This is a genomic window from Streptomyces sp. M41 (assembly GCF_043673425.1).
In the GTDB taxonomy this organism is placed as follows: domain Bacteria; phylum Actinomycetota; class Actinomycetes; order Streptomycetales; family Streptomycetaceae; genus Streptomyces.
On sequence record NZ_JBIMKE010000022.1, the window covers coordinates 68,093 to 93,835 of the forward strand.

Sequence of the window (25,743 nt, forward strand, 5' to 3'; positions counted from 1 at the left end):
CACGGACGGTCAAGCCACTGCCGGTCGGGCCGCGCGGACCGTCAGGCGGGGAGCGCCGACATGGCCCGACCCGCCCGGTGTTCGGCGGTGAGCCGTTCCAGCACGGGGACGATGTCGGCGGGCGCCGGTGTACTCACGACCTCCCGGCGCAGCCGCTCCGCCCGCGCACGGAACGACGGCTCCCGCAGCACCCGTACCAGAGCTGCGCGCAGCCCCTGCGGGGTCAGCTCATCGGGATCGATGCACAGCCCGGCCCCGGCGTCCCGCACCCGGTGCGCCTTGGGCACGTTGCACCACATCTTGGCCGGCACCATCACCTGCGGCACACCGTGCGCCAACGCGGTCTGGAGCGTCCCCGACCCACCGTGGTGCACGATCGCCGCACTGGTGGGCAGCAGGGCGTCCAGCGGGGCGAAGTCGACGAGCCGCACGTTCTCCGGCACCCGCACGCCCGGTTCGAGCTGATCCGGGGTGAACGTCGCGACGACCTCCACGTCCAGTTCCGCCACCGCGGCCAGCAGATCGGCGACGGACGTCCGGTCCGCGCCGACCACCTCACGGAACGACCTGCCGAGGGTCAGACAGACACGGGGCAGCCGGGGCGGCTCGCGCAGCCAGTCGGGGACCGTCGCCTCTCCGTTGTACGGCACATAACGCACCGGAACGGACGGCAGGTCGACGGGCAGCCGCAGCGAGGGCGGAACGGGATCGATGGTCCACTGCCCGACCACGAGGTCCTCGCCGAACTCGTGCCCGTGCCGCCGCAGGATGCGGCTCATCCACTCCTCCAGCGGATCGTCCCGCAGCGCGGGCGGCACGGCCGCCATGCCCCTCAGATAGTGCTGGCGCATCAGCCCGACCAGGTCCAGCCCGAACATCAGCCGCGCATGGGCGGCGCCGCTGACCCGCGCCGCGAGCGCGCCGGGGTAGTACATGGTGTCCCACACGACCAGATCGGGCCGCCAGGCACGGGCGAAGTCGATCAGTTCCTCGGTGGTGTCGTCCGGCAGCGTGTTCTGGTAGACGAACGACGTCCACGCGGTGAGCACCCCGTGCACATAGGGGTAGGTCAGCCGCTCCGGACGGGTCTCACTGATGTCGAGGACGTCCAACCAGGCTTCGTCACGGATCTCCTCGGGCTCGTCGGTGTACTCCGGGTTCATCGTGGCCGGAACATCCAGCACCTCGCCCACCGCGACCGCGGTCAGGCCGGCGTTGTTGATGTCCTCGACCACGTCCGGCTGGGTGGCGACACGGACCTCGTGTCCCGCGGCCCGCATCGCCCACGCCAGCGGTACCTGGGTGTGGACGTGGGTGCTCGCCGGGAACGGCGTGAAGAGCACTCGCATGGCACGTCACCCTGCCGGTGCCCCGTCGCAGGGCGCTCGAGGAATCCCGCCAGCGCCGCACGAGGCCCCGTCGGCCTCTCTCGAGCGGATTTCGAAGCCCACCGGCGAGTCTCGGCCCTCGTAACCAGGCGACCCGACCGGCGCCGCACCGAAGCGGGAGGACCACGATGGCCACAGCCGAAACGGAAGTCGACGTCCTGGTCGTGGGCGCGGGCCTGGGCGGCCTCTCCACGACGATGTTCCTCGCCCGGCTCGGCACCCGGGTGCTCATGGCCGAGAAGCATCCGACGACCTCGATCCATCCCAGGGCGATCGGCCAGAACCCGCGCACCATGGAACTGCTGCGGCTCGCCGGCATCGCCGAACAGGTGCAGCAGGTCACCGACCACCGCGGCGCCAAGGGCCACTTCACCACCCGGGTCGCCGAGACCGTACGGGGCGAGGTGCTCGGCACCTTCGAGGAGGGCTTCGAGCACCTGGTCGCCACCACCGCGCCCTGCTCCCCCCTGCCGTGGGCGCTGGCCTGGCAGGACCAGCTGGAGCCCCTGATGCGGGCCCGGGCCCAGCAGGACGGCGCCCAGATCCGGTTCGGCACCGCACTGGTCTCCTACGAACAGGACGCGGACGGCGTCAAAGCGGTGCTGCACGACCGCAGCAGCGGCGCCGAGACCACCGTACGGGCCCGTTACCTCGTCGCCGCCGACGGCGACCGCAGCCCGGTAAGGGAAGGGCTCGGCATCGCCCGCCACGGCCACGGTTCGCTGTCCCATGTGGTCGGCACCATCTTCGAAGCCGATCTGTCCACGGTGCTCCCGCCGGACGCCTCCGGGCTCTACTACCTGCGCAACCCGCACTTCAGCGGCATCTTCATCGGCAGCGACCGGCCCGAGAGGCACACCTTCCTGGTCGAGTACGACCCAGAACGCGGCGAATCCGCCGAGGACTTCACCCACGACCGCTGTGTCGAGCTGATCCGCATCGGCCTGGACGCCCTCGATCTGGAACCCAAGGTGCTGGACATCCAGCGCTGGGAGATGGCGGCCCGCATCGCCGAACGGTGGCGGTCGGGGCGGGTGTTCCTGGTCGGCGACTCGGCCAAGGTCGTACCGCCCACCGGAGGGCTCGGCGGCAACACGGCCATCGGCGACGGATACGACCTGGCCTGGAAACTGTCCGCCGTGCTGACCGGCCAGGCCGGACCAGGACTGCTGGACAGCTACGAACCCGAGCGCCGGATCGTGGCACAGCTCGTGATGGACGAGTCCATGCATCTGTACGCCTCCCGGCTCGCCCCCCATCTGATGGACCGGATGGCGGACCCCGTCGGCTACGCCGAGGTGATCCTCGGGTTCCGCTACCGCTCGCCCGCCGTCCTCATCGACGACGAGGACAGCGCCCGCGTCGAGTCCCCCGCCCGGCCCACCGGACGGCCCGGGTTCCGGATGCCGCACGTGTGGGTGGAGCAGGCGGGGAAGCGGATCTCCACCGTGGACCTGTTCGGCTCCGGCTGGCTGCTGCTGACCGGCACGGACGGCGCCGGCTGGACGGAGGCGGCCCGCGCCGTGAGTACGCAGCTCGGCGTGGTGCTGGAGGTCCACGGGACGGCCACCGATCTCAGCGACCCCGGCGGCGAGATGGCCGAGCGGTTCGGCATCGGCACGTCCGGCGCCTCCCTGATCCGGCCCGACGGCGTCGTCGCCTGGCGCACCGCGGCCCGCCCGGACGACCCCACCGCCACCCTGCGGGCCGTACTGACCCAGGTGCTGTCCCGCTGACGCGACGAAGGAGCGAACCGCCATGACCGCCCCGACCGACTCCCCGACCGACCCGACAACAGCCGGCGCCCTCACCGACGAGGCCCACCGGTACTACCAGGAGAACGGCTTCGTCCGGATCCCACAGGTCCTGTCCGCCGACGAGGTGGAGCGGTTCCGGGCGGCCTCCGAGGAACTCGTCGCCCAGCACGGCCCGGAGATCTGGGGGGCCGACGAGAGCTCGGTCCAGGTGCACTTCGTCGCGCAGGCCTGGCTCAAGCACGAGGCACTGCGCGACCTGGCGCTGCACCCGGCGATCACCGCCATCGCCAAGCGGCTGGCCGGCGGCCCCCTGCGCCTCTACAGCACCGACGTCCTGCTGAAACCGGCCCAGAAGGAACTGGCCACGCTGCCCACACTGGTGCACGACGACGAGACCGGCCTCCCGCTCGACGGCCTGGAGCGGACACTCACCGCGTGGATCGCCCTGGTCGACGTACCCGTCGAGCGCGGCAGCCTCAGCTACGTGCCCGGGTCCCATCTGCGCGACGCCGCCCACCGGCAGACGCACATGACGAGCTTCGCGGAACACCGGGCCATCTCCGACATCTGGCCCGACTACGACTGGCAGCCCAGGATCACCGTCCCGCTGAAGGCCGGTGACGTCGCCTTCCACCACTGCCGCACCGTGCACATGGCCGGTCCGAACCTGACCGACAGCCCCCGCATGGGCCACGGCATCGTCTACATGGACGCCGAGAGCACCTACCGGCCGGGCACCGAGGACGCCCACATCGCCCACATGACACCCGGCGAGCCGCTGAACAACGAGAAGTTCCCCCTCATTTAGACACCCGGATCCGGAGGAGACCGCCGAAGGTGAGCGTCAGCCAGGACACAGGGAACCCCATCGGAATCGGCGAGCTGGGCAGGCGGCTCCAGCGGGCGCAGGGGGAGGTGTGGCTGCGCCGGGTCCAGGGCGATCCGTACGCCGATCTGCTCCGCGGCCACGCCGAGGACCCGCGTCCCTGCCACGAGCGCATCCGTGCCCTCGGCCCGCTGTGGCGCAGCTCCATGGGCGCCTGGGTGACGGCGGACCACGGCCTGGCCGCCACGCTGCTCGGCGAACCGTGGCCGTACGGCCCGGTGACGGGCGACGACGTGCACGTACCGGTGGACGGGGCGGGGCTCGGCGGCGACACGGCGCACTACGAGCGGCTGCGCCGGGCGGCGCAGCCGCTGTTCACGCCCGCCGCCGTGACGGAGGTGTGCCGGCGTGCGGTCGCGGAGCTGGGCAGCACCTTCGATCTCGTCACCGACCTCGCCGAACGCGTCCCCGTGGACCTCCTCGCGGACCGGTTCGGGCTGCCCCCGGAGGGCCGGCGGGACCTCGCGGACGCCTGCGCCGCCGCCGGCGTCGTCCTCGACGGACTGCTCTGCCCGCAGCGACTGGACGTCACCCGGCGCGCGGTGACCGCGGTGGACCGGCTGCCTGCGCTCCTCGCGTCGACGGACGACGAGCAGGCCACGGAGGCCGCGGTGCTCCTGGCCGCCGCCGGGGTGCGTACCACGGCGCGGCTCGTCACGAGCGCCGTCGAGGCCCTGGTCGACCGCCCCGAGGAATGGTCCCGGGTGGCCGACGACCCCGCGTACGCTGCTCCCGTCGTCGCCGAAGTCCTGCGTCACGACTCGCCCGTGCAGCTCCACGCGGTGACCGCGCGGGCCGCTGGCGAGTTCGCCGGGCAGCGGGTGGCCGCGGGCGAACGGGTGGTGGTGCTCGTCGGGGCCGCCAACCGCGATCCCGAAGTCTTCGCCGACCCCGACCGGTTCGAGCCCGGACGCCCGGCCGACGCCCTCCTCCCCGGCCTCCACCACCGAGTGACGCTGCCCTTCGCCCGCGCCCAGGCCGAAGCCGTGCTCCGTGCCCTGGTGGCCGCCGGTCCGCCCCCGCGCCGGTCCGGCCCGCCCCTGCGCAGCCGCCGGTCGCCGGTGACCAGGCATCTGCTCAGCTGCCCGCTGGCCACCGGCTGACCGCGCCGAGAAGAAAGGAATCCGGCGATGCGAGTCCTGTTCACCTCCATCGAGGGCAATCACTTCCATCAGATGGTCCCGCTGGCCTGGGCCCTGCGCACCGCGGGCCATGAGGTGCTGGCGGCGTGCAACGAACAACTCGTCGACACCGTCACCCAGACCGGCCTGACCGCGGTGCCGATCAAGTCGCCGACCCTGTGGGAGCAGCTGGACGACTTCCAGAAGGAGGCGATCTCCCTCTTCAACGAGATCGGCACCAGCAAGCAGGACCCCTCCAAGGTGGCCTGGGAGGACCATCTCTCCTACGAGAACATGGTGGTCCCCGCCCTCTACCAGCCGCTCAACAACGACGCCCAGCTCGACCAGCTGGTCGAGGTGGCCCGCAGCTGGCAGCCGGACCTGGTGATCTGGGAGAGCTTCTCCATCGCCGGGGCCATCGTCGCCGTCGCCACCGGCGCGGCTCACGCACGCCTGGTGTCCGGGCCCGAGCTGGCCCTTCAGATGGTCACCCGCGGACACTTCGTACGCCACCGCGACCAGCAGCCCGAGCCGCTGCGCGAGGACCCGACCGCCGAATGGCTCGACTGGACACTCGAACGGCTCGGCAGCGACCGGCGGTTCGAGGAGACGATGCTGACCGGCCAGTGGGTCGTCGACACCCGGCCCGGCAGCCTGCGTCAGGAACTCGACCTGCCCACGGTGCCGATGCGCTACGTCCCGTACAACGGACGCTGCGCGGTGCCGGCATGGCTGCACGAACCGGCCGGGCGCCGCCGGGTGTGCGTCACCCTCGGCACCTCCATCACGAGCGAGGACTCCGAGCGGTTCCGGCTCAACGACACCCTCGCCGCCCTCTTCCAGAGCCTGGCCGGACTCGACGTCGAGATCATCGCCGCGCTCGACCCCGCGCAGCGCGACGCCCTGCCGGAACTGCCCGCCAACATCCGCGCCACCGACTTCGTCCCGCTGAACGAACTCGCCCCGTCGTGTTCGGTGATCGTGCACCACGCCGGCTACCAGACCAAGGCCACCGCGGATCTGCACGGAGTGCCACAGGTCGTCATCGTCGGCTACGAATGGGTGAGCGAGGACATGGGGGAGGAGTACGAGAAATCCGGCGCCACCCTGGCCGTATCCGCCCGTGACCTGACCGCGGAAGTGCTGCGGGAGAAGATCCTGCGCCTGCTCGACGAGCCCTCGTACGCCGAACGTGCCCGGGACCTCCGCTCGGAGATCCGCGCCATGCCGACCCCCAACGAGATCGTGCCGGTCCTCGAGAAGATGACCAGGGAACACCGGGCCGGCCGATGACCGGGCCCGCCTGCCGGGCGGACTGAACCAGTGCTCCTCGTGCGCTCCTCGAGACCCCTCCGGCAGCGTCGTAGGCATGCCTAATCCGTGGGATCTCCCCGACGAACTGCCGACCGACCTCCCGGTCACCCGCTGTGAACTGCCCGACGGCCGCGTGGTGTCGGCGGTGCAGGAAGCAGAAGCGCACACGCTCTGGGAGGAGATCAGCAGCGCCGCCCCCTACCGCAGCGCCGCCGAGGACCTGCGCCCCGACGAAGCCGTCATCGACGTCGGGGCGCACATCGGGCTGGCGTCCCTGCTGTTCGGCCGACTGGCGCCCGACAGCCGCCTGCTGGCCTTCGAACCCGCCCCCAAGGCCTTCGCCTGCCTCGAGGAGAACCTCTCCCGCCACCTGCCCGGCGCGCTCGCCTTCCGACAGGCACTCGGGGCGGCGCCCGGAAAGTCCGAACTGATCTACCGGCCCTACGTCGCGTCCGCCTCCACGCTGTACGACGACGCCGAGGACGACACCCTCAACCTCGAAGCACACCTGGACAACATCGGCGCGGACGAGCAGACCCGAGAGGTCGTACGGCGGACCTTCGACGTGACCCAGCGGGTGCAGGTCGAGGTGACCACGCTGACCGCCGCGCTGGCCGAGCACGGCGTGGACCGCGTCGGCCTGCTGAAGATCGACGTCGAACGCGGTGAACTCGACGTCCTCGACGGCATCGACACCGCCTTCTGGCCCCGCATCCGCCGGGTCCTGCTGGAGGTCCACGACATCGACGGCAGGCTCGGCCGCATCGTCTCGCGCCTGGCCGGGCTCGGATTCCGGGCCACGGTCTCCCAGTGGGGGGTCTACGTCGGCGGCAGCGTCCACCTCGTACTCGCCGACCGGGACTGACGCCTCGAACGGGCCACGCGGAGCGACGAGGAGCAGACGAGAAGGAGAGGAGAAGCAGACGATGAGCGACGGCGTCGTGCGTCCGTCCGGCGCTCGGGCCACCCCGTCCCGGACGACGCCGTCCCGGACCACCCGGTCCCGGGCCCTGGCCCCCGACCTCGCCCGCGGCCTGATGCTGCTGATCGTCGCCCTGGTGCACGCCCATATGTTCGTCAGCGGGAGCGCCGCGGTGATCCGCGGCTATCCACGGGTCGCCGGCTCACCGCTGGACGCGCTGACGGCGGGCCTGCTGACCGTGCTGGCCGACAGCCGCAGCTTCCCGATGTTCGCCCTGCTGTTCGGCTACGGCGTGGGCCGCATCCTCGACCGTGAGCGGCAGCGCGGACAGGACGAGCGCGGCGCACGTGCCGTACTGCGGCGGCGCTCCCGATGGCTGCTGCTGTTCGGGTTCTGCCACGGGCTGCTGCTGTTCTCCGGGGACGTGCTGGGTGCCTACGGGCTGCTGGGGCTGGCCGCGGTCGGCCTGACCGGCGTCAACGACCGCACCCTGTTCAAGGTGGCGGGCGCCGGCTTCGTCCTGGGCTCGGTGCTGTACGGGGGCACCTTGGCCGCCAACGTCTCCGACGAGCCCGGCGAGAGCGCCGCGGCACTGTTCCTGGCCGCCGACCCGGCGTCCGACGCCGCCTACCGGGTCGGCACCTGGGTGTTCACCACACCGCTGTTCGCCGTCGTCTCGCTCGGCCCGTTCCTGATCGGCGCCTGGGCGGCCCGGCAGCGGATTCTGGAGGAGCCGGGCCGATTCCGCGGCCTGCTGCGGCGGGTCGCGGTGACCGGCACGGTCATCGGTGTCGCCGGGGGCCTGCCCCTGGCGACGATCACCTCGGGGCTGTGGGCCACCGCCCCCGCGGGGACGACCCTGGCGCTCGGCGTGCTGCACGTCCTGACGGGGTACGCGGGCGGCTGCGCACTGGCCGCGGCGGTCGCTCTGCTGGCACTGCGCCTGGAGGGGCGGCACAGTCGCGTGGTGACCGCGGTCGCCGCGTGCGGCCGGCGGTCCATGAGCTGCTATGTGTGGCAGTCGGTCGTCTGGCTGGTGCTGTTCGCTCCGTACGCCTTCGCGCTCGGAGACCGGGTGAGTGTCTTCGGCTCGGCACTCGTCGCGTGCGGCACCTGGGGCGTCGGGGTACTGATCGCCGAGCTGCTGCGCCGCCTGGACCGGAGCGGTCCCGCCGAGGCACTGCTGCACAAGGCGACCCGCCGGCCCGTAGAACCGTCCGGCCCGCACCGGGGCGGGCTCGGCAGCGCGACGCGGTCCACCCTGCCGCCCCGGGCCTGACCGCGGCCCCGGAAGAGCCCCGCCCCGTGGCGCACGGGGCGGGGCTCGGGGCGTTGGTCGCGGGGCTCAACCGGCGTGCGACACCGGCCGCTCCGACGCCGGACCGGCAGCACCGCGCAGCAGCGGCTCCCACCAGGCACGGTTGTCGCGGTACCACTGGACGGTCTCGGCGAATCCGCGCTCGAAGGAGATCCTGGGCTCGAAGCCCAGCTCCGCCCTGATCTTCTCCGCGTTCAAGGAGTACCGGCGGTCGTGTCCCAAGCGGTCGGTGACATGGTCCACCCGGTCCCAGCCGGCCCCGAACTCCCCGAGCACCAGCCGGGTCAGCGCCCGGTTGGTCAGCTCCGTCCCACCGGCGATGTTGTACGTGGCACCAGCCCGGCCCGACTCCAGCACCAGCTGGACCGCCCGGCAGTGGTCGTCGACGTGCAGCCATTCGCGTACGTGCAGCCCGTCGCCGTACAGCGGAACGTTCCTGCCCTCCAGCAGGTTCGTGACGAACAGGGGAATGACCTTCTCGGGAAACTGGTGGGGCCCGTAGTTGTTGGCGCAGCGGGTGATCGTGGTCGACAGCCCATGGGTGCGGTGGAAGGCCCTGACGATCAGATCGCTGGCCGCCTTGGAGGCCGCATAGGGGGAGTTGGGCTCCAGCGGCGACTCCTCCGAGCAGGACCCCTCCGCCACCGACCCGTACACCTCGTCCGTCGAGACATGCACGAACCGGCTCACCCCGGTGCGGACACAGCAGTCGAGCAGCGTATGGGTGCCCGTGACGTTGGTGGTGACGAAGGGCGCCGAGCCGGCGATGGAGCGGTCCACGTGGGACTCCGCAGCGAAGTGCACCACGGCGTCATGGCCGGGCAGCAGCTCCATCAGCAGCCCGTGATCGCAGATGTCGCCCCGGACGAAGGTCAGTCTCGGATGGGCGGGGGGCAGATTGGTGAGCGTGCCGGCGTAGGTGAGCTTGTCCAGGACGGTCACCTGCGCGTCCTCGTAACCGGGGTAGCGGCCGGCGAGCAGACTTCTGACGTAGTGCGAACCGATGAAGCCGGCGCCGCCGGTGATCAGCAGCCTCATGACGTGCGGTCCTTCGCGAGCGGGCGGGGGAGGCCGGGACGACGACGCCCCCCTGCGGACGGAAACGTGCCGGATGCGGCGCCCCGGTGCCCGGCGGCCCTGCGGCAGCTCAACGGGCCACGCTCGCCGTGACGTAGCGCACCGGAGTCTCGATCGACACCGGCCCGCCGTCCGTGCGCATGTCGTCCAGCGCCTCGGTGAGCCGGACCCGCAGCCGCTCCCGGTCGTCGTCGGGCAGGTGCTCCCACAGCAGGCGCATGCCCTGGGTGTGGGACCACTTCACCCACGCCGCGCCGGACGGGGCCACCAGGTCGACCGGCTCGTCGGTGATCTCCACCTTGCCGAAACCCGCGGACTCCAGGGTCCGGCGCAGATCGTCCTCCTTCGCAAGCCAGCTGTTGAAGCGCCGCTGGAGCTCCTCCGGCCGCCACTGGGGCGGCAGGTTCTCCAGCAGCGAGCGCGGGATGAGCTCCGTGAAGACCGGAGGGAGGAAGGGGAAGGTGTCGTCGGTGAACACCGGGCTCGTGAAGGCGATGCGCCCGCCGTCGGCGAGCAGTCGCGCATAGCGCGGCAGGGCGGCCCGCGCGTCCGGGAAGAAGATGAGGCTGTAGCTGCCGGTCACGACATCGAAGGAGTGCGGCGGCAGCTCGGGGAACTCCCCGTCCATCACCCGCAGTTCCACATTGCCGACCCCACCGGACTCGGCCTCCTTGCGCGCCTCCTCGATCATCGCCGGAGCGATGTCGATGCCGAGCACCCGGCCCGACTCCCCGACCAGCGAAGCGGCATGGAAGAGGCAGGCCCCCCGGCCGCAGCCCACGTCCAGCACCCGCTCGCCGGGTTGCGGGGCCGCGCGTTCGACCAGGCGTCGACCCATGGGTGTGAAGAAGGTGACCCCGAGCCGGTCGTAGGACCCCGCGGCTCGGTCGAAGGCCGCTGTGACACGGGCCTTGTACGTTGTGTCGTCCACGTGCGCTCCCAGGAAATCCCACGGAATTGGCGTACGGCCCACCATCGTCCGGCGGTCACCTTCGAAAGCACTCGAAAACAGGTGGAGCGGTCCTGTGTGGCCGGATGAAAACCCGGTCAGCAGTTCGTCGTCGGCCACTTGTTTACACGTACTGAGCGGCAAAATAGGGTACTTCGATGACTCTCTCAGACCAGGCCGGAAGCCGACGGCTCGAAGCCGACAGTCATGACTTCATCGAGGTGCGCGGCGCCCGGGAGAACAATCTGGCGGACGTTTCCCTCGATATCCCCAAACGCCGCCTCACCGTCTTCACCGGTGTTTCCGGATCCGGCAAGTCCTCGCTGGTCTTCGGCACCGTCGCCGCCGAGTCCCGACGCTTGATCAACGAGACGTACACGGCGTTCATCCAGTCCTTCATGCCCAATTTCGGCCGACCCGATGTCGACGCGCTGCGCAATCTGAGTGCGGCGATCGTCCTCGACCAGGAACGGATGGGCGTCAACTCCCGCTCGACCGTGGGCACCGCGACGGACGCGCACACCATGCTGCGGATCATTTTCAGCCGTTTAGGCACACCGCACATCGGTACGTCCGGAGCGTTCAGCTTCAATCTCCCCGAGGGCATGTGCCCCGAGTGCCAGGGGATCGGCCGGGTCTCCACGCTGGACGCCGACCAGCTGGTGGACGCCGAACTCTCCCTCGACGAGGGGGCGATCACGGTCCCCAATTTCAATGTCGGCTCCTGGTACTGGAAGTCGATCGCCCACTCCGGCTACTTCGACCCCGCCGTCAAACTCAAGGACTACACCCCCGCCCAGTGGCACGACCTGATGCACAGGACCGCCACCAAGATCAAACTGCTGCACGGCGGCACCGGCACCACCTACGAGGGCCTGATGGTCAAGGTGCGCCGCCTCTACCTCGGCAAGGACCGGGACGCCATGCAGCCCCACATCCGCACCTTCGTGGACCGGGCCGTCACCTTCGCCCGCTGCGCCGCCTGCCGAGGCGGCCGGCTCAAACCCGCGGCCCTGTCCTGCCGCATCGACGGACTCAACATCGCCGAGTGCTGCGCGCTCCAGATCAGCGAACTGGCCGGGTTCGTCCGGAACATCGACGCCCCCTCGGTGGCACCGCTGCTGACCAGCCTCGGCGAACTGCTCGACTCGCTCGTGGAGATCGGCCTCGGCTATCTGAGCCTGGACCGCGAATCGGGCACCCTGTCCGGCGGCGAGGCCCAGCGGGTCAGGATGGTTCGGCACCTGGGATCGAGCCTCACCGACGCGACGTACGTCTTCGACGAGCCCACCGTCGGGCTGCATCCGCACGACATCCAGCGCGTGAACTCCGTGCTGCTCCGGCTGCGCGACAAGGGGAACACTGTCCTCGTCGTCGAGCACAAACCGGAGCTGATCCGGATCGCCGACCACGTGGTCGACCTGGGCCCGGGCGCGGGACCGGACGGCGGCAGGGTCTGCTTCACCGGCGATGTCGACGCGCTGCGCGGGTCCGGGACGCTGACCGGCCGGTATCTGGACCACCATGTGCGGACCAAGGAGCGGGTGCGGCGCCCCACCGGGCACCTGTCGATCACCGGCGCCACCACGCACAACCTCAAGGACGTCCATGTCGACGTGCCGCTCGGCGTGCTGACCGCCGTGACCGGCGTCGCCGGATCGGGCAAGAGCTCGCTCATCCACGGTTCGCTGTCCGGGCGGGACGGTGTGATCGTCGTGGACCAGTCCGCGATCCGCGGTTCCCGGCGCAGCAACACGGCGACCTACACCGGTCTGCTGGACCCGATCCGCACCGCCTTCGCCAAGGCCAACGGCGTCAGGGCGGCGTTGTTCAGCCCCAACTCCGAAGGGGCCTGCCGCAACTGCCGCGGCATCGGACTGGTCTACACGGACCTCGCGATGATGGCGGGCGTCGCGACCCTCTGCGAGGAGTGCGAGGGCAAGCGGTTCATCCCCAAGGTCCTCACCTACAAGCTGCGCGGCAAGGACATCAGCGAGGTGCTCGCCCTGACGGTGGACGAGGCCCGCGACTTCTTCACCACCGGCCAGGCCCGGGTCCTCCTCGACCGGCTCGCCGCGGTCGGCCTCGGATACATCGGTCTGGGCCAGCCCCTCACCACCCTGTCCGGCGGTGAGCGGCAGCGCCTGAAACTGGCCATCCACATGGCCGAGAAGGCCGCCGTGTACATCCTGGACGAACCGACGAGCGGACTGCACCTCGCCGATGTGGACCAACTGCTGAACCTGCTCGACCGGCTCGTGGACGACGGCAACACGGTGATCGCCATCGAGCACCACCAGGCCGTGATGGCCCGCGCCGACTGGATCATCGACCTGGGACCGGGCGCGGGCCACGACGGCGGCCGGATCGTGTTCACCGGCACCCCGTCCGACCTGATCGCCGGCGGCGACACCCTCACCGCCCGCCATCTGCGCGAGTACGTCACCGCACCGGAGACCCAGGGCCGCTGACCGCGACACCGGGCGCCGGGGGAGAGCAGGCCGGGGCCGCCACCCCGCTCACTCCGCCCCACGTCCCCCGCGTCCAGCCGTCGTTGAGGCGCGTGCGAGACGCCGCGGACATCATCGGCAGCACGCGGGCCCACTGGAGAGCACCGAATCCTGATACGCCGGACACGGGACCCAGGCTCACACGGAATGCAGACCGAGCAATACGGCTTTGAATCGGAGTCCGTTATGGTTTCCAGCATGCAGTCGCGGGAACTCCTCGTCGACGGCGCCATTGAATTCACCCCACGGGTGTTCGACGACAAGCGCGGCATCTTCGTATCGCCCTACCAGGAATCGGCGTTCTCGGGCGCCACCGGCCATTCGCTGTTCCGCGTGGCCCAGACCAATCACAGCAGGTCCCGCAAGGGTGTGGTGCGCGGGCTGCACTACACCCTGACACCACCGGGATGCGGCAAGTACGTGTACTGCGCGCGCGGGAAGACGCTCGACATCGCACTGGACATCCGGGTCGGATCGCCGACTTTCGGCCGGTGGGACGCCGTACTGCTGGACACCGAGGCTTTTCGTGCCGTGTATTTCCCGGTCGGCGTGGCCCATGGCTTCGTCGCGCTCGAGGACGACACCGTCGTCTCCTATCTGCTCTCCGGTGAGTACGTCCCGGAGCACGAGCTGGCGCTGTCGATCCTCGACCCCGAACTGGCCCTGCCCATCCCCGCCGACATCGACCCCGTCCTGTCCGAGCGCGACCTCGCCGCACCCACCCTGGAGAAGGCCGCGTCGGACGGTCTGCTGCCCGACTACACCGAGTGTCTGGCGATCGACCGCGCCCTGCGGTCCGCCTGAGCCACGGCGGTACGACGCGACAGCGCGAGCGGTGGCGGCCCCCCGGATCCCTCCCGGAGCGGGCCGCCACCGCTCGACCGTGTCCGGCCGGCTCGCCGGCAGCCTCACGGCTGTGGTGTCGCCCCGCCCCGCGGGGTCAGCAGACTGTGCAGGCAGGCGACCAGGCTGCGGGCCTGGACGTTGAGGTAGTGGCTGTGCCGCAGCAGCGCACTGAGCTGATGCAGCGTCAGCCAGCGGTACTCCCCGTCCTCCAGCGCCTCGGCCGCGCCGTCGGCCTCGACGACCAGGTAGCGGTTCAGGGCGTGGTGGAAACGGCCGCCCTCCTCGGACAGCAGACAGGAGAACCTGATCCGCTCCGGCGGCGCCGACAGCACCTCGTCCAGGAAGCGTGGCCGCGCCTCACCGGGCAGCACCTCGTAGCTCTCGGGGACGCACTGGACGGTGGGGGAGAGTTCGATGCCGTCCACATAGCCGGGCTGCACGCTGGCCCGCATCAAGGCATGGAGGACCCCGCCGATCTCCTTCACCAGCACGGCGATCACACCGATCCCGTGCGGCTCGACCATCGGCTGGGACCAGCCGCCGACCTCCCGGGTGCCGGCCGAGACGGACACGCCGATCACGGAGAAGAAGCGCCCGCTCTCATGGGAGATCCGGTCCTGCGAGGTGTGCCAGTCCCGCAGTTCGCTCAACGGCACCGGGCGGGTGGTGAGATCCCCCTGGGCGCGGTGCTCGGTGATCCAGCTCAGGATCGCCTCCATGCTGTGCGCACCGTCCGGTTCACCCGCACAGGAGCGCACCAGCGCCTCCCGGAAGCCCTCGCCGGTGTCCAGCACGCCGTCGATACCGCCGCCGGCCAGGGGCAGGCAGGACAGCGTCGTGCGGGTGTCCATGTTGACGATGTCCTCGACCGCCAGCAGCCGGTAGATCTCGCCGAGCGTCATCCAGCGGAAGTCCTCCTCGACGACGACGTCCTCGGTGACCTCCACGACGATGTTCCGGTTCCGCTTGCGGAAGAACCAGGCCCCCTGTTCCGACTGGAGGACGTCGGCGACGACATGGTGCCGGGCCCGGTCCTGGAAGTACGTCAGATAAGGCACCGCGCGGCCCTTGTGCAGCCGCAGGAAGTTGCTGCGGGTGGCCTGCACGGTGGGGGAGAGCTGGAGGTGGTTCTTGTTGCCGGGCTCGACCTTGGCCTGCATCAGGAAGTGCAGCACCCCGCCGAACTCCTTGGCCAGCAGGCCCAGTACGCCGATCTCCGGCTGATGGATGATGGGTTGCTGCCACTGGGGCACCGGTCCGGACGGGAACCGGACTTCGAGGCCGTCGATGGCGAAGAACCCGCCGCTGCGGTGCCGTAGCGTCCCCGTGCGCGGGTCCCGGTCCCAGCCCGTCAGGCTGTCCAGCTCCACCCGGTCGACCCGCAAGCCGGAGCGTTCACGCGCGGCGGCGAACCACGGGGCGAACGCGGCCGGCTGATCGACCCGGCACTCCTCGGCGAGAACCGACCTGGCGAGCCGTTCCTGGAGCGTCCGGGACGGATGGGGTGTACGGGAGAGGGCCGGGGGTGACGGCGATGGCGAGGACGAGGGCGAGGACGGCGGGACGATTCGGTTCACCAGGGTTCCTTTGCGCTGGAAGGACGGGGTGTCGGGGGCACGCAGCGGTCTTCCGGGTCCGCGGTCGCGGTGAGCGCGGGCGCACGGCGTCCTCGTACGCACCGGTGTCCTCGTACGCTCCGGTGTCCTCGTACGCTCCGGTGGAGGCGGGGCCGTCGGCGGCGCGCACGACTCAGTAGAGTGCGGACGGACAGCAGGAACCTCGAATCCCCCTGAACCTTTCCGGGAGTTCGGACGTCCGCGCACCGGCCGGCGGCGGGTTCCGGTCACTGGGGACAGGCACCGTTGGGGCGGTGCTGGGCCGGTCCTGAGGCCCGACCGGCGGAATACCAGCGTCCAGTTGGAGCCTGGCGTTCGGTTCGACCGTTCTTCGAGGATGAGATCCGAAGGTACGTGCATGACGACCCCACGCGATGGTGTCCCGTCGGACCCAGTCGCCGTCATGCGGCAGCAGCGGAGTCAGGCGAACGACGGGACCATACGGTTTCGGGCGGCCCGGGTGAACGGCCGGGAGACAGAACGTCCGTCGCGCAGTCGAGCCGGGGTCGTGGAGAGCTCAACCGCTGAAGATCCCGCACCCTGACGGCTGGATCCGCCCGGGTCGGTACCGGAAATAGTCCGCATTTCAATTTGAAACGCAATCAACTGCCCGCTCGAACGGCCTGGCGCATGGCGCGAAGTCATCGGGTGTTCCCCCGGAGTGAGATCCCCGGGGGAGCGCGTGGCGCGCCGAGCAGACGTAGAAGTGTGCTGTGGCCTGAAATGTGCGCCCAGCGCCTAGGGAATCACCTTGTCCAGTTGTTTGACAAGGGCTAATCTGCGTTAAAGATACAGACAGTCTCTTGCAAAGACCATGCAAAGAGCGTATGTCATCGAACGGGGGACGAGATGGATTTTCGGTTGCTCGGGCCGTTAGAAATTCTCGACGGCACCCGCAATGTCGTGCCCACCGCACCCAAGCCGCGTCAGGTCATCGCCCTCCTGCTGATGCGGAGAAACACCTTGGTACAGACGTCGGAGCTGATCGACGAACTCTGGGAGAACGACCCGCCCGCGAGCGCGATGACCACCCTCCAGACGTATATCTACAAGCTCCGGAAAATCCTTGTCGCAGGAAATTCGGAGGAAATTCTGCTCACCCGGCCCGGGGGATATACGCTCGCCGTCCCCGATGCCTGCACCGATCTCCACCAATTCGAGGTGGAAGCCGACCACGGAAAAACACTGCTGAAGAAGGGCGAGCCGGCCGCGGCGGCCGACGCCCTCAAGCGGGCCCTCGGACGCTGGCGGGGCTCCGCACTGGTCGACGTCGTACCGGGCGCCCTGCTCTCCTCCTACGTCACACGGCTGGAGGAGCTCCGCGAGCGGACCCTCGACCTGCGCATCGAGGCCGATCTTCAGCTCGGCCGCCACCAAGAGCTGATCAGCGAGCTGAAGTCGCTCGTGCTCAGCAGGCCGCTGCACGAGAACGTGCACGCCTCGCTGATGATCGCACTCCACCGCTCAGGACGGCGCCACGAGGCGCTCGAGGTCTACCAGGCCCTGCGCCGCAGCATGATCGACAACCTGGGGCTCGAACCGGGCCAGGAACTGCGCTCCCTGCACCAGGCGCTCCTGTCGGAGGGCACCGTCGGTGTGCCCCGCCAGCCGCGCCGCCGGCCCGCCCCCGTCGAGCAGCACCATCGCACCACCGCCCCGCGTCCCGAGCCCGAGAAGCCGACGGTGCCCGTGGCCGGCACAGCGCCCCAGGCACCCCGCTCCGCCGCTCAAGGCGTCCCCGTACCTGCCCAACTCCCGGCCGACCTGACCGACTTCACCGGCCGCCAGTCCATCGTCGGGCAGGCGGCTGCGGTCCTGGCCGGGGACGAGGAGCACACCCGCCCCCGCACGGCCACCCCCGTCGCGGTCGTCAGCGGGATGCCGGGTGTGGGAAAGACCGCGCTCGCGGTGCACATGTCCCACACCGTGCGACCGCTCTTCCAGGACGGGCAGCTCTACGCCGACCTGCGCGGCTCCACCGGCACCGGGCCCGGCCCCGCGGACGTCCTCCACGGCTTCCTCCGGGCCCTGGGGACGGCGGCCGGCGACATCCCGGCCGACCTCGAGGAACGGTCCAAGCTGTTCAGGTCCACCACGGTCGGCCGACGCCTGCTGATCCTGCTGGACGACGTGTCCTCCCTGGCGGAGGTACGCCCGCTGCTCCCCGGCGACCCGCAGTGCGCCGTCGTCATCACCAGCCGCAGGCGCCTGCACGGCCTGGACGGCGCCTGGAACATCGACCTGGATGCCATGGACAAGGCGGAGGCACGCGAACTGCTCTCCCGCATCATCGGCTACGCGCGGGTGGGCCGGGAACAGCAGGCGGCCGACCAACTCGTGGAGACCGTCGGTGGCCTGCCCCTGGCGGTCCGGTGCATCGGAGGCCGCCTCAACGGCAGCCCGGGCCTCACCCTGTCCGGCCTGGCCCTGCAACTGTTCTGTTCCGACAAGCTGCTGGACGAGCTGCGCCTGGGCGAACTCGACGTACGGTCTCGCTACGACGGCAGCTACGAGGGACTCGGCCGCGTGGAACGCAGCGTCTTCCGGCTCCTGAGCATCCTCCCCTCCAGGCAGTTCACCGCCGACTCCGTCGTCGAACTCCTCGGCAGCGACAGCCGCACCGTGGAACGCCAGCTCGAACGCTTCGTCGACAGCCACCTCATCAGCATCCGCTGGGAGAACGACACCGCCCAGTACGTGATCCCCGCGGTCACCCGCGCCTATGCCCGCGAACGACTGCTGGACACCCTCTGGCACGACGGCCCGGACCACGAGCGAGGCCGCCAACAGATCGCGGAGCCCCCGACCACACCGGAGGACCCGACCCCCGAACACCGCCCCCGCCGCCCCCAGAGAACCCCACCCGGCCCCACCCGAACAGCCCTCCCAGCAGGCGTCCGCCCGGACCGCAACCGCTGGTGAACTCCTGGGAGTGGGCATGGCTGGTGGACTTCCCCGAAGGCCCGCGCACTTCCCTTGGTGAGCTGTGGCGAAGGGAGTCCGTTGTCCGTTCTCAGCGGACGCGGAAGTCCTTCGCACTCGGATACGTCACATGGGTGCAGCCGCCCTGCCTGGTGATGTCCGAGACGTACGCGCGCAACAGGGCGGACAGGGTCTGGGGGCTGAGCGTGTCGTCGTAGAGGTAGCTGGAACCGAGAGTGCGCAGCGCGGGCTTGCCGTCACAGACCGAGGAGGCCCACCAGGCGCCACCGCCCTGCCCGCCCCTTCCCGCCGCGATGATCTCGTCCTCAATGCTGAGGCGGTCGTATCCCACCGTGGCCGCCTCGGCACCGAAGTACGAGACGGTGCGCAGCCACAGGGGCGAGTGGGTGCGTGCGCTGCGGGCGAACTGGAGCATGTCATCGGGCAAGCCCCGGGCGATGGGCCCGATCTGGTCGGGGCTGACCGCCAGTAGGCAACTCGCGACCGGGTTCGCGTCCCCGGCGGGTGTGGCGAGGAAACGGTCAGGCAGTTTGCCTTGCCCCTGCTTCTCGATGTGCCGGCCGAACCAGCGACACGAACCGTCCGCCGACCGTGCCGGGCGAAGAGCGGACGGCGCCTCGGGCAGCGGCTGGTCGGGCAGTTCGGGCAGCCCCGTGCGGCAACCGATCCGGTCTCTGAGCCGGTCGGCGGCGGAGCGGGCGATCCGGGCAAGGCGCTGACGGTCGGCTGCGGAGACTTCGTCGTAGTCGGCGCGGGCGGTGACATGCAGCAGAGGCGGTGCCCCCGAACTACTGCCAGGCCCACACTCGGCGCGCACAGTGGTGTACCAGTTCCCGTACCAGCCCAGGATCCCATCCCCCAAGGGCTGAGATTCGGGGCGGCGATCGGCGACAGCGGTGAAGTCGGACTCCTCGCTGCCGTCACCGTCCTTGCCGATGGACCCGTAGAACGGCTCCAGTCGGCCGTCATCACCGATCCAGTGCAACGGCTTCGAGGCGCTGCCGCCCTGCACCACCAGCGTGAACAATCCCGTCGCCTCGCCGGGGCCGGGCACCTCATAAACCGTGCAAGAGCTGGGCAGCGCACGCGCATCGAACCTGTCGTCATCATCAGGCTCAGCCCGGACCATCCCACCGCGCAGGTCCATCACCTCGGCCGGCGACACCAGCCGACCGCAGGCGGCACTGATCGCACGCTCGCTGGAAGCACGGTCACGAACGTCATCGACCGTCAACCAGCCCGCATACAGACTGAGCCCTGTCAAGCATCACCCGGGACAGAAACGTCAGGCATCAACTGGGATCCGACAGGGATTCAAACGACCAGCGCCGGGCTGGAAATTGAAGAGCTCTTGCGCGAGTACGAGTAGGTACGAGCTTCGGTCACTAGCCCCTCAGTCCGAAAAGGCTGGGGGGCTTGGTGGTGTCTCGGCCTCGTGTAGGCGGTCGCTAGTTGCGGTTTGCACCTTCCGCGTTGCGTGTGGTTTCAACGATGGCTGAGTGCATCATGCGTCTCGTCTGATTCACCCTCTTTGCATCGCGCCGCGAGATGTCGACTCTCGCGGTATGGGGGTTTTACGAGAAAGGCCGAGCAAGCTGGGAGGCGGCCAGTCACGCTGTATGTACTGCGGGCTGCCGGCAGATCGAGTGCTGACGCTGGAGCAGGACTGGGTGCTGCTTGAACCCGACATGGCCCCGTTGGCTCACACAGTGCCGGCGGAGCACCGGTGGATAGAGCTGTCCGACGGACGGGTGACCGTGTACGGCGTGTGCCCACCGGATCCGTTCCAGCGGTGCCGTATCGAGCACCGGCTTGCCTGTTCGGCGCAACAGCTGCCCGATCTCTGGCCGTGGTTGACGACGCTGCGCGCCGAGAACGAGCGACGAGTGGATCGAGAGCAGGACCCGGAACCACCGAGGCCCCCGGAGTTGTGGCCCGACGCGGGGTGATGACGACTCGGGAGCGCGTGCCGGCTCCCGACCGCGATTCTCCAGATTGACCTGGGCCGATGTCCCAAGATCCTGTCCACGAATAGTCCACAGCCCCCGGGCCGCTCAGCGCTGCATATGGCTGCACATACGCGAAGACCCCGACCGCAGCGTTTCCGCTGGTGACGGGGTCTTTGGGCACCTCATACAGGGTGCCCCCGGCAGGATTCGAACCTGCGCACACGGCTCCGGAGAGCATGTGTACCCAAGGGTTGAACCCCACCCTGACCAGCACTCTTTGGCTGGGGGCATGCGGGCGGAGTCGATCTCTATCGCATACCGTGCGCGGGTGAGCTTCGAACAGTCGTCGCCGTCCGGGGACGAGCCGGCCGATGTGCCTCTGTGCCCTGCGCCGGGCCACAGACGGTCCGGTGACCGCTTCGTCCCGAAGCGATTTGGGGTGCCCACTGTCCGAGTGCTGCTGTGCCTGTCACCTGTATGGATGGTCTGCTGACGTCCACGGTTGTTCGCGGGTGCGCGCTGTGGTTGTCACGCAGTTAGACACTCACCAGGGAGACAGGTGCGTGTTCACTTGGCACTGCCAACGCCTCCCAGGTCCGCCTCGCACGAGGTGCCGCGTCGTTCGGGTTGGCGGTACTGACGGCCGCACTGCTGCCGGTCAGATGACGTCGGCCTGCCCCTGATGCGGCTGTTCCAACTGTTGTTCCCGCTTGCGCTGCTCAATCCGAAGCGTCTCCACGTTCTCCGCGAACCGCTCCAGGTTCACCGCAGCGTCCGCATCCGCGTACGGCGCAATCCCCAGATCGAAGGCCGTGGCGTGCTGCTCTACTTGATCCGCGGTCTGCTGAAGGTTGTACGCCCGCTCACGGAATTTGAAATAGCCCGTCACCGCGGTGGCGAATGCCAGGAACGACCCCAGCATGATCAGGATCGTCTTACCCGGCTGCGGGGTCTCCCAGAAAGCCGTAGTCGCCGTGGTCCCCACCGACGCGAAGAACACCCCCCACTGAAACCAGTTGTGAATACGCCGGTAGAACCGTGTATCCCGCCGTAGACGATCTATGACCCGCGGTATGTGCTCCCGGTAGCCGTCTCGCCGTTCCGTCGTTGGGCGTGTCTTTGAGGCGTTGAGGATCCACCGGTCATGGATGATCTCCAGATCTCTGCGGAGCAGGAACACCGACCTGACACCGTGTTTCTCGTCCTTCACCCGCAGGAAGAAGCCGACCAGGAACACCGCCACCAGGACCAGCACCACCATGATGGTCACGATGTTGAACGTGCGCAGGTCCGGCACGTCTTCGGGCCACAGGTTTCCCCATCCGAGCGCTGCGAGAACCAGCGGCATCATCACAAGCGGCACCAGCCGGAGCCACCGCGACAGAAGAGCCCTGCGTATACGGCGCTCCGCCGTCGCGACGTCCCGCCGGTAGGTGATAACGCTGTTCGCGTACTCGTGCTGTTGAGCGGGTTCTAGGCTCCATCCATACTCTTGTTTTGGGTCATTGAGGAATTCAATGACATCTTCAACGAGGTCGCCCCAGGTGGAATCAGATTCCTCGGTAAACAAATTCTCAAGACGTACGTACTGCTTGTATCGGTCAGGTAACTCGTACCTCTGGTGGAAGATATATGCGCCGTCACTAGCGTATCTGACCTGTCGAGCTATTTGGACATATAGGGTCCACTTGAGTTCTTTCCTGTCGGTCTTCCATGCGGCGGAGAGGATCGCGGCTACGCCCTCCCAGGTCAACACGAATTCCTCAGGGAGGGGGGTGTGTATGTCGGCCTCGGACAGTCGCTGATCTTCGTATGCGAGGTGATGTAGGACATCACCCACCCACGGTTTGTAATTGTGGGCGGTCTCGGGTTCAGGTTCGCGCGGCACGTCGGTAAGGCCGGACATCGCGGAGTGGCTCCCGGTCAAGATGGTGGTGTGTGGTCGACGGCACGCTACCGCCGCCCCGCCTTCTACCCGTCGGTAACCCGCCTGTTAGGAAGTGGAGTTGACCACATCCGGTCCTAAGAAAGAATCTCAGACCTCGACGAAACACGGTTCTGCCGACCGCCCCAGCCAAGGGTTTCCCCTCCTTCGCTGGCATCGCACGCGAGCCGCCGGGCGCGGCCGGCCGGTGGCGAAGACAAGGAGGCCGTTCGCGCCGCAGAGGCGGTGCGCGCCCGCGCCGTGCGCGGGCCTTGATGAGGGAGAGAAGGATCCGTCTGGCTGGCAAACCGGCGAAGTCTGACCAGCATCTTCGAGGGCGCGAGGCATGGGAAGCTGGAGTAGGACGTTTGGCTAACTGAGGGGAGAACGAGTGTCGCAGCAGGCCAGCCCTCGGGGGACCTTCTTGCAGATTGCGGAGGTGGTGAAGGCCCAGATCCAGGCGGACCCGCAGATGGCACAGCTTCCGGCCGCCGGAGACCTCATGCGTGATCACGGTGTCTCGCGCGGGGTGGTGCTCCGCGCCTTCAAGGAGCTACAGGCGGATGGGGTCGCCGAACCGGTGCGAGGCGGCCGTTGGAGGGTCGTACGCCACGGTGAGGAGGTTGACCGGCGACCGCTGGAAGAGCGCATCGCCGACATCATCGCGGCCGAAGGGTTCAAGGTGGGGACCAAGTTCCTCAGCGCGTCGAATCTGATGGGCAGGTTCAAGGTGTCCCGGCCGACCGTGACCAAGGCTCTCGACAAGCTCGAAGCCGCCGGCGTGCTGGCGAGTGAAGGTCAGGGCAAGGTGCGGACAGTCCGCACGGTGCCGAACCGAGAGGAGCGTTCGTAGCTTGCCGACGTTGACGGAGTGGGCCTATCCCCTCGCGGAATCCCTGCTAGCTGAGCCGCTGCCGCGACGGTGGCGGCACTGCTTGGGCGTCGCCGAGAGGGCGCGCGCCATCGCGCTCATCCTCGGAGAGGACGCCGAACTGCTGGAAGCCGCGGCAGTCCTGCACGACATCGGCTACGCGCCCGACCTCGCCAAGACCGGCTTTCACCCCCTTGACGGTGCTCGCTACCTCCGGGACGTCGCGAATGCCGACGAGAGGGTCGTGCACCTGGTGGCCCACCACTCCTGTGCGTGGATGGAGGCCGATGCGCGAGGCTTGCGCGAGGAGCTGGAGGGGGAGTTCCCCCGCGAGACCGCGCACCTGAACGATGCCCTCTGCTTCTGCGACATGAACACCACGCCCGACGGCACGCCCACGAATCCTGTGGATCGGATCAACGAGATTGCCGGCCGCTACGGGCCCGACAGCCTGATCGGCACGTTCATTCGTCGCGCCGAACCCGAGATTCTGGCGAGCACCGCGCGCGTACTTGAGAGGGTCGCCGACGCCAAGCGTCAGCCGATGTAGGGAGCCGTCCGGGCCCGGTCCATGGCGTGCTCGATGCGGAGTCGCATGGTGGGGTGAACGTCCAACTCCCGCAGGTCCGTTGGGGCAACCCAACGGACCTGTGTCGTCTCGTTGCTCGTACGCAGCTCGCCGCCGACCGGGCGCGCACGGAAGCAGATGCTGAACTGCTGACGGATCTCGCCGTCGTCGTACTGCATGACGTGGCCGGGGTCCGTGTAGATCCCGGACATGTCGACGACCTCGGCCTTGATGCCCGTCTCTTCCCAGACTTCGCGGACCACCGTGTCACTGATGGACTCGCCCACGTCGTGGCCGCCGCCGGGCAGCGCCCAACGTCCGTTGTCGGACCGCTGGATCATGAGCACCTGCCCGGCGTCGTTCTGGACGAACGCCACGACCGAGGGCACGACCGAGTTGGCTGGCGGGGCGTCCGGGTCGTGCAAGTAGTCGATGCGTCCCATGCTCTCAAGCTCCCGTGATGTCGCGTTCGGTTACTGGCCTGGCGCCTTCCCAGGTCTGCTGAACGCTATTGGCAAACGTGTCGAACAGACCACTTCCGGGAAGACGGCGCAGGTGGAACACGGGTGCCATGTAGGCGCCGATGCCATACACGTGCGTGTTGGCCAACATCTCGTCATCGGCGCGATAGATCGAGTTGTAGAGCACCGTGTCGTGTAGACGGAAGGTGATCTCGGGATGGCTGGTGAACAGCGGGCGGTAGTTGACCAGCGCATTTCGGATCTTGCCGTCCATGATGCGGTGCCCTTCGTCGATGCCGCGCCGGATGACGGCTTCGCACTCTGGATCACCCATCAGTACTCGGATGCGGACGCCGCTCTCGGCCTTCTCCTTCAGCGTTGAGAAGAAGAGAGGGTCCTCTGCCAGGTAGATCCCGGCGTACACGAGGATGTCGATGCGTTCCGTGGCCCGCTCGCACATCTCGCGCCAGAGGCCCGACGGCACCGTGTGGCGATGCTGGTAGACGGTCACGATCTCGGCTTTCGCCAAGTCGGATGAGCTCTCGGCATTGCGGTCGTCGTCCCAGAGGGTCAGCACGTCGACCTGGAGCGCCGCCGCCGTTGCGTACTGGTGCCGCCGGTACGGCACCTTGCCCTGAGTGATCCACCGCTCAACGGTCTTTGGGTTGACCTTGATCTCGTCAGCGAGGCTCTGAATGGTCATGCCTCGTGCCAACAGGGCTGTCCGTAGACGCTCGTTGGACATCTGAGCCCTCCGTGGGACATCTAGGGAGCTCTTGACGGTAGCGAGATCGACCAGAGCTGTCCATGTACGGGGTGACCAACTCCCCTGAACTGGCGCGATCCTGATGGTGCGCCAAGAAATCCCGGCGCAAAACCAGGAGGTTCCGCCGCTCTACTTGACGGAGCCCCATACGGTACCTGTAAAACAGGTACCGCAAGACCGAACGTCCGGAGAGCCCCGTGAAACGGGTTCGAAGGAAACGTCTGTGCCTTGAGAACTCAACAGCGTGACAAGTCGACGGGGTGTGAGTCCCCGTCCCCGCGGCGGCCCGGGTGACGGCCGCCGGCAGCCACTTCCCCGCGCACCGGCTCTGGAGAACAGCTCTCGGGATCATCCCTCCCTCACGGGAGGTCAACCCGTTGGATGCCACCCGGTGTGCGCCGCCCTGCTGGCGTCAGAGCAGTGACGATGACGCACCCGGCCTTCCGGCTCGGGACCGGTCCGCTGCCGCAAGCGGCGGGCCGGTGAAGCCGGTTCCCTTCCTCGCCCCACTGGTTGCACGTCCGGGTTCGACTCCCGACCGGGGCACTTGGGCCCGC

20 protein-coding genes are annotated in these 25,743 nt (G+C 68.9%); 12 read left to right on the forward strand and 8 right to left on the reverse strand.

Going from position 1 to position 25,743, the window contains the following annotated elements:
* Nucleotides 1–41: 41 nt before the first annotated feature.
* Nucleotides 42–1,349, reverse strand: coding sequence for an activator-dependent family glycosyltransferase (locus ACHBTE_RS24765; RefSeq protein ID WP_394726269.1), 1,308 nt, complete (start codon nucleotides 1,347–1,349; stop codon nucleotides 42–44).
* Between the two features lie 167 nt (nucleotides 1,350–1,516).
* On the opposite strand from ACHBTE_RS24765, the gene rdmE reads away from it, so the two are divergent.
* The 6 genes from rdmE (at nucleotide 1,517) to ACHBTE_RS24795 (ending at nucleotide 8,667) form a co-directional block, all read left to right on the forward strand.
* Nucleotides 1,517–3,124, forward strand: coding sequence for an aklavinone 12-hydroxylase RdmE (rdmE, locus tag ACHBTE_RS24770; RefSeq protein ID WP_394726270.1), 1,608 nt, complete (start codon nucleotides 1,517–1,519; stop codon nucleotides 3,122–3,124).
* Between the two features lie 22 nt (nucleotides 3,125–3,146).
* The gene (locus tag ACHBTE_RS24775) at nucleotides 3,147–3,953 is read left to right on the forward strand and encodes a phytanoyl-CoA dioxygenase family protein (RefSeq protein ID WP_394726271.1); all 807 of its coding nucleotides are present in this window, start codon (nucleotides 3,147–3,149) and stop codon (nucleotides 3,951–3,953) included.
* 29 nt (nucleotides 3,954–3,982) lie between these two features.
* Nucleotides 3,983–5,134: a P450-derived glycosyltransferase activator gene (locus ACHBTE_RS24780; RefSeq protein ID WP_394726272.1), complete on the forward strand. Its 1,152-nt coding sequence runs from the start codon at nucleotides 3,983–3,985 to the stop codon at nucleotides 5,132–5,134.
* A 27-nt stretch (nucleotides 5,135–5,161) separates the two neighbouring features.
* Nucleotides 5,162–6,445 carry an activator-dependent family glycosyltransferase gene (locus tag ACHBTE_RS24785; RefSeq protein WP_394726273.1) on the forward strand — a complete coding sequence of 428 codons (1,284 nt, stop codon included), beginning with the start codon at nucleotides 5,162–5,164 and terminating at the stop codon, nucleotides 6,443–6,445.
* Nucleotides 6,446–6,521: 76 nt separating this feature from the next.
* Nucleotides 6,522–7,331 carry an FkbM family methyltransferase gene (locus ACHBTE_RS24790; RefSeq protein WP_394726274.1) on the forward strand — a complete coding sequence of 270 codons (810 nt, stop codon included), beginning with the start codon at nucleotides 6,522–6,524 and terminating at the stop codon, nucleotides 7,329–7,331.
* Nucleotides 7,332–7,392: 61 nt separating this feature from the next.
* Nucleotides 7,393–8,667: a DUF418 domain-containing protein gene (locus ACHBTE_RS24795; protein ID WP_394726275.1), complete on the forward strand. Its 1,275-nt coding sequence runs from the start codon at nucleotides 7,393–7,395 to the stop codon at nucleotides 8,665–8,667.
* 66 nt (nucleotides 8,668–8,733) lie between these two features.
* Here ACHBTE_RS24795 and rfbB read toward each other — a convergent pair whose 3' ends face one another.
* Nucleotides 8,734–9,744, reverse strand: a complete 1,011-nt coding sequence (gene rfbB, locus ACHBTE_RS24800; protein ID WP_394726276.1) for a dTDP-glucose 4,6-dehydratase — start codon at nucleotides 9,742–9,744, stop codon at nucleotides 8,734–8,736.
* Between the two features lie 109 nt (nucleotides 9,745–9,853).
* Entirely contained in the window at nucleotides 9,854–10,714 is an 861-nt protein-coding gene (locus tag ACHBTE_RS24805; protein ID WP_394726277.1) for a class I SAM-dependent methyltransferase, read from the reverse strand.
* A gap of 176 nt (nucleotides 10,715–10,890) precedes the next feature.
* Between ACHBTE_RS24805 and ACHBTE_RS24810 the strand changes: the two genes are divergently transcribed.
* The gene (locus ACHBTE_RS24810; protein ID WP_394726278.1) at nucleotides 10,891–13,203 is read left to right on the forward strand and encodes an ATP-binding cassette domain-containing protein; all 2,313 of its coding nucleotides are present in this window, start codon (nucleotides 10,891–10,893) and stop codon (nucleotides 13,201–13,203) included.
* Nucleotides 13,204–13,440: 237 nt separating this feature from the next.
* Entirely contained in the window at nucleotides 13,441–14,046 is a 606-nt protein-coding gene (locus ACHBTE_RS24815; protein ID WP_394726279.1) for a dTDP-4-dehydrorhamnose 3,5-epimerase family protein, read from the forward strand.
* 104 nt (nucleotides 14,047–14,150) lie between these two features.
* Here the strand turns inward: ACHBTE_RS24815 and ACHBTE_RS24820 are convergent, their stop codons facing one another.
* Nucleotides 14,151–15,665 (reverse strand): NDP-hexose 2,3-dehydratase family protein, encoded by a 1,515-nt coding sequence (locus ACHBTE_RS24820; protein ID WP_394726280.1) that lies wholly within the window; start codon nucleotides 15,663–15,665, stop codon nucleotides 14,151–14,153.
* 888 nt (nucleotides 15,666–16,553) lie between these two features.
* Here ACHBTE_RS24820 and ACHBTE_RS24825 point away from each other — a divergent pair.
* A complete protein-coding gene (locus ACHBTE_RS24825) occupies nucleotides 16,554–18,626 on the forward strand; it encodes a BTAD domain-containing putative transcriptional regulator (protein WP_394726281.1) in 2,073 nt (690 codons plus the stop codon).
* A gap of 91 nt (nucleotides 18,627–18,717) precedes the next feature.
* Here the strand turns inward: ACHBTE_RS24825 and ACHBTE_RS24830 are convergent, their stop codons facing one another.
* Nucleotides 18,718–19,701, reverse strand: coding sequence for a hypothetical protein (locus tag ACHBTE_RS24830; RefSeq protein WP_394726282.1), 984 nt, complete (start codon nucleotides 19,699–19,701; stop codon nucleotides 18,718–18,720).
* 511 nt (nucleotides 19,702–20,212) lie between these two features.
* Here ACHBTE_RS24830 and ACHBTE_RS24835 point away from each other — a divergent pair.
* Nucleotides 20,213–20,596, forward strand: coding sequence for a DUF6083 domain-containing protein (locus tag ACHBTE_RS24835; RefSeq protein ID WP_394726283.1), 384 nt, complete (start codon nucleotides 20,213–20,215; stop codon nucleotides 20,594–20,596).
* A 658-nt stretch (nucleotides 20,597–21,254) separates the two neighbouring features.
* Here the strand turns inward: ACHBTE_RS24835 and ACHBTE_RS24840 are convergent.
* Nucleotides 21,255–22,502: an SLATT domain-containing protein gene (locus ACHBTE_RS24840; protein WP_394726284.1), complete on the reverse strand. Its 1,248-nt coding sequence runs from the start codon at nucleotides 22,500–22,502 to the stop codon at nucleotides 21,255–21,257.
* Nucleotides 22,503–22,911: 409 nt separating this feature from the next.
* Between ACHBTE_RS24840 and ACHBTE_RS24845 the strand changes: the two genes are divergently transcribed.
* Together ACHBTE_RS24845 and ACHBTE_RS24850 are read left to right on the forward strand one after the other, a co-directional pair.
* A complete protein-coding gene (locus ACHBTE_RS24845; protein WP_394726285.1) occupies nucleotides 22,912–23,373 on the forward strand; it encodes a GntR family transcriptional regulator in 462 nt (153 codons plus the stop codon).
* A gap of 1 nt (nucleotide 23,374) precedes the next feature.
* A complete protein-coding gene (locus ACHBTE_RS24850; RefSeq protein ID WP_394726286.1) occupies nucleotides 23,375–23,941 on the forward strand; it encodes an HD domain-containing protein in 567 nt (188 codons plus the stop codon).
* Here the strand turns inward: ACHBTE_RS24850 and ACHBTE_RS24855 are convergent.
* Nucleotides 23,929–24,402 (reverse strand): NUDIX domain-containing protein, encoded by a 474-nt coding sequence (locus ACHBTE_RS24855; protein ID WP_271665835.1) that lies wholly within the window; start codon nucleotides 24,400–24,402, stop codon nucleotides 23,929–23,931. The genes ACHBTE_RS24850 and ACHBTE_RS24855 overlap by 13 nt on opposite strands.
* 4 nt (nucleotides 24,403–24,406) lie before the next feature.
* Nucleotides 24,407–25,165, reverse strand: a complete 759-nt coding sequence (locus ACHBTE_RS24860; RefSeq protein ID WP_394726287.1) for an XRE family transcriptional regulator — start codon at nucleotides 25,163–25,165, stop codon at nucleotides 24,407–24,409.
* Between the last annotated feature and the right edge of the window lie 578 nt (nucleotides 25,166–25,743).

Bases quoted from the DNA above. Each gene is read 5' to 3' on its own strand.
- ACHBTE_RS24765 (WP_394726269.1), bottom strand. From the start codon at position 1,349: ATGCGAGTGCTCTTCACGCCGTTCCCGGCGAGCACCCACGTCCACACC.
- rdmE (WP_394726270.1), top strand. From the start codon at position 1,517: ATGGCCACAGCCGAAACGGAAGTCGACGTCCTGGTCGTGGGCGCGGGC.
- ACHBTE_RS24775 (WP_394726271.1), top strand. From the start codon at position 3,147: ATGACCGCCCCGACCGACTCCCCGACCGACCCGACAACAGCCGGCGCC.
- ACHBTE_RS24785 (WP_394726273.1), top strand. From the start codon at position 5,162: ATGCGAGTCCTGTTCACCTCCATCGAGGGCAATCACTTCCATCAGATG.
- ACHBTE_RS24790 (WP_394726274.1), top strand. From the start codon at position 6,522: ATGCCTAATCCGTGGGATCTCCCCGACGAACTGCCGACCGACCTCCCG.
- ACHBTE_RS24795 (WP_394726275.1), top strand. From the start codon at position 7,393: ATGAGCGACGGCGTCGTGCGTCCGTCCGGCGCTCGGGCCACCCCGTCC.
- rfbB (WP_394726276.1), bottom strand. From the start codon at position 9,744: ATGAGGCTGCTGATCACCGGCGGCGCCGGCTTCATCGGTTCGCACTAC.
- ACHBTE_RS24810 (WP_394726278.1), top strand. From the start codon at position 10,891: ATGACTCTCTCAGACCAGGCCGGAAGCCGACGGCTCGAAGCCGACAGT.
- ACHBTE_RS24815 (WP_394726279.1), top strand. From the start codon at position 13,441: ATGCAGTCGCGGGAACTCCTCGTCGACGGCGCCATTGAATTCACCCCA.
- ACHBTE_RS24825 (WP_394726281.1), top strand. From the start codon at position 16,554: ATGGATTTTCGGTTGCTCGGGCCGTTAGAAATTCTCGACGGCACCCGC.
- ACHBTE_RS24835 (WP_394726283.1), top strand. From the start codon at position 20,213: ATGGGGGTTTTACGAGAAAGGCCGAGCAAGCTGGGAGGCGGCCAGTCA.
- ACHBTE_RS24840 (WP_394726284.1), bottom strand. From the start codon at position 22,502: ATGTCCGGCCTTACCGACGTGCCGCGCGAACCTGAACCCGAGACCGCC.
- ACHBTE_RS24855 (WP_271665835.1), bottom strand. From the start codon at position 24,402: ATGGGACGCATCGACTACTTGCACGACCCGGACGCCCCGCCAGCCAAC.
- ACHBTE_RS24860 (WP_394726287.1), bottom strand. From the start codon at position 25,165: ATGTCCAACGAGCGTCTACGGACAGCCCTGTTGGCACGAGGCATGACC.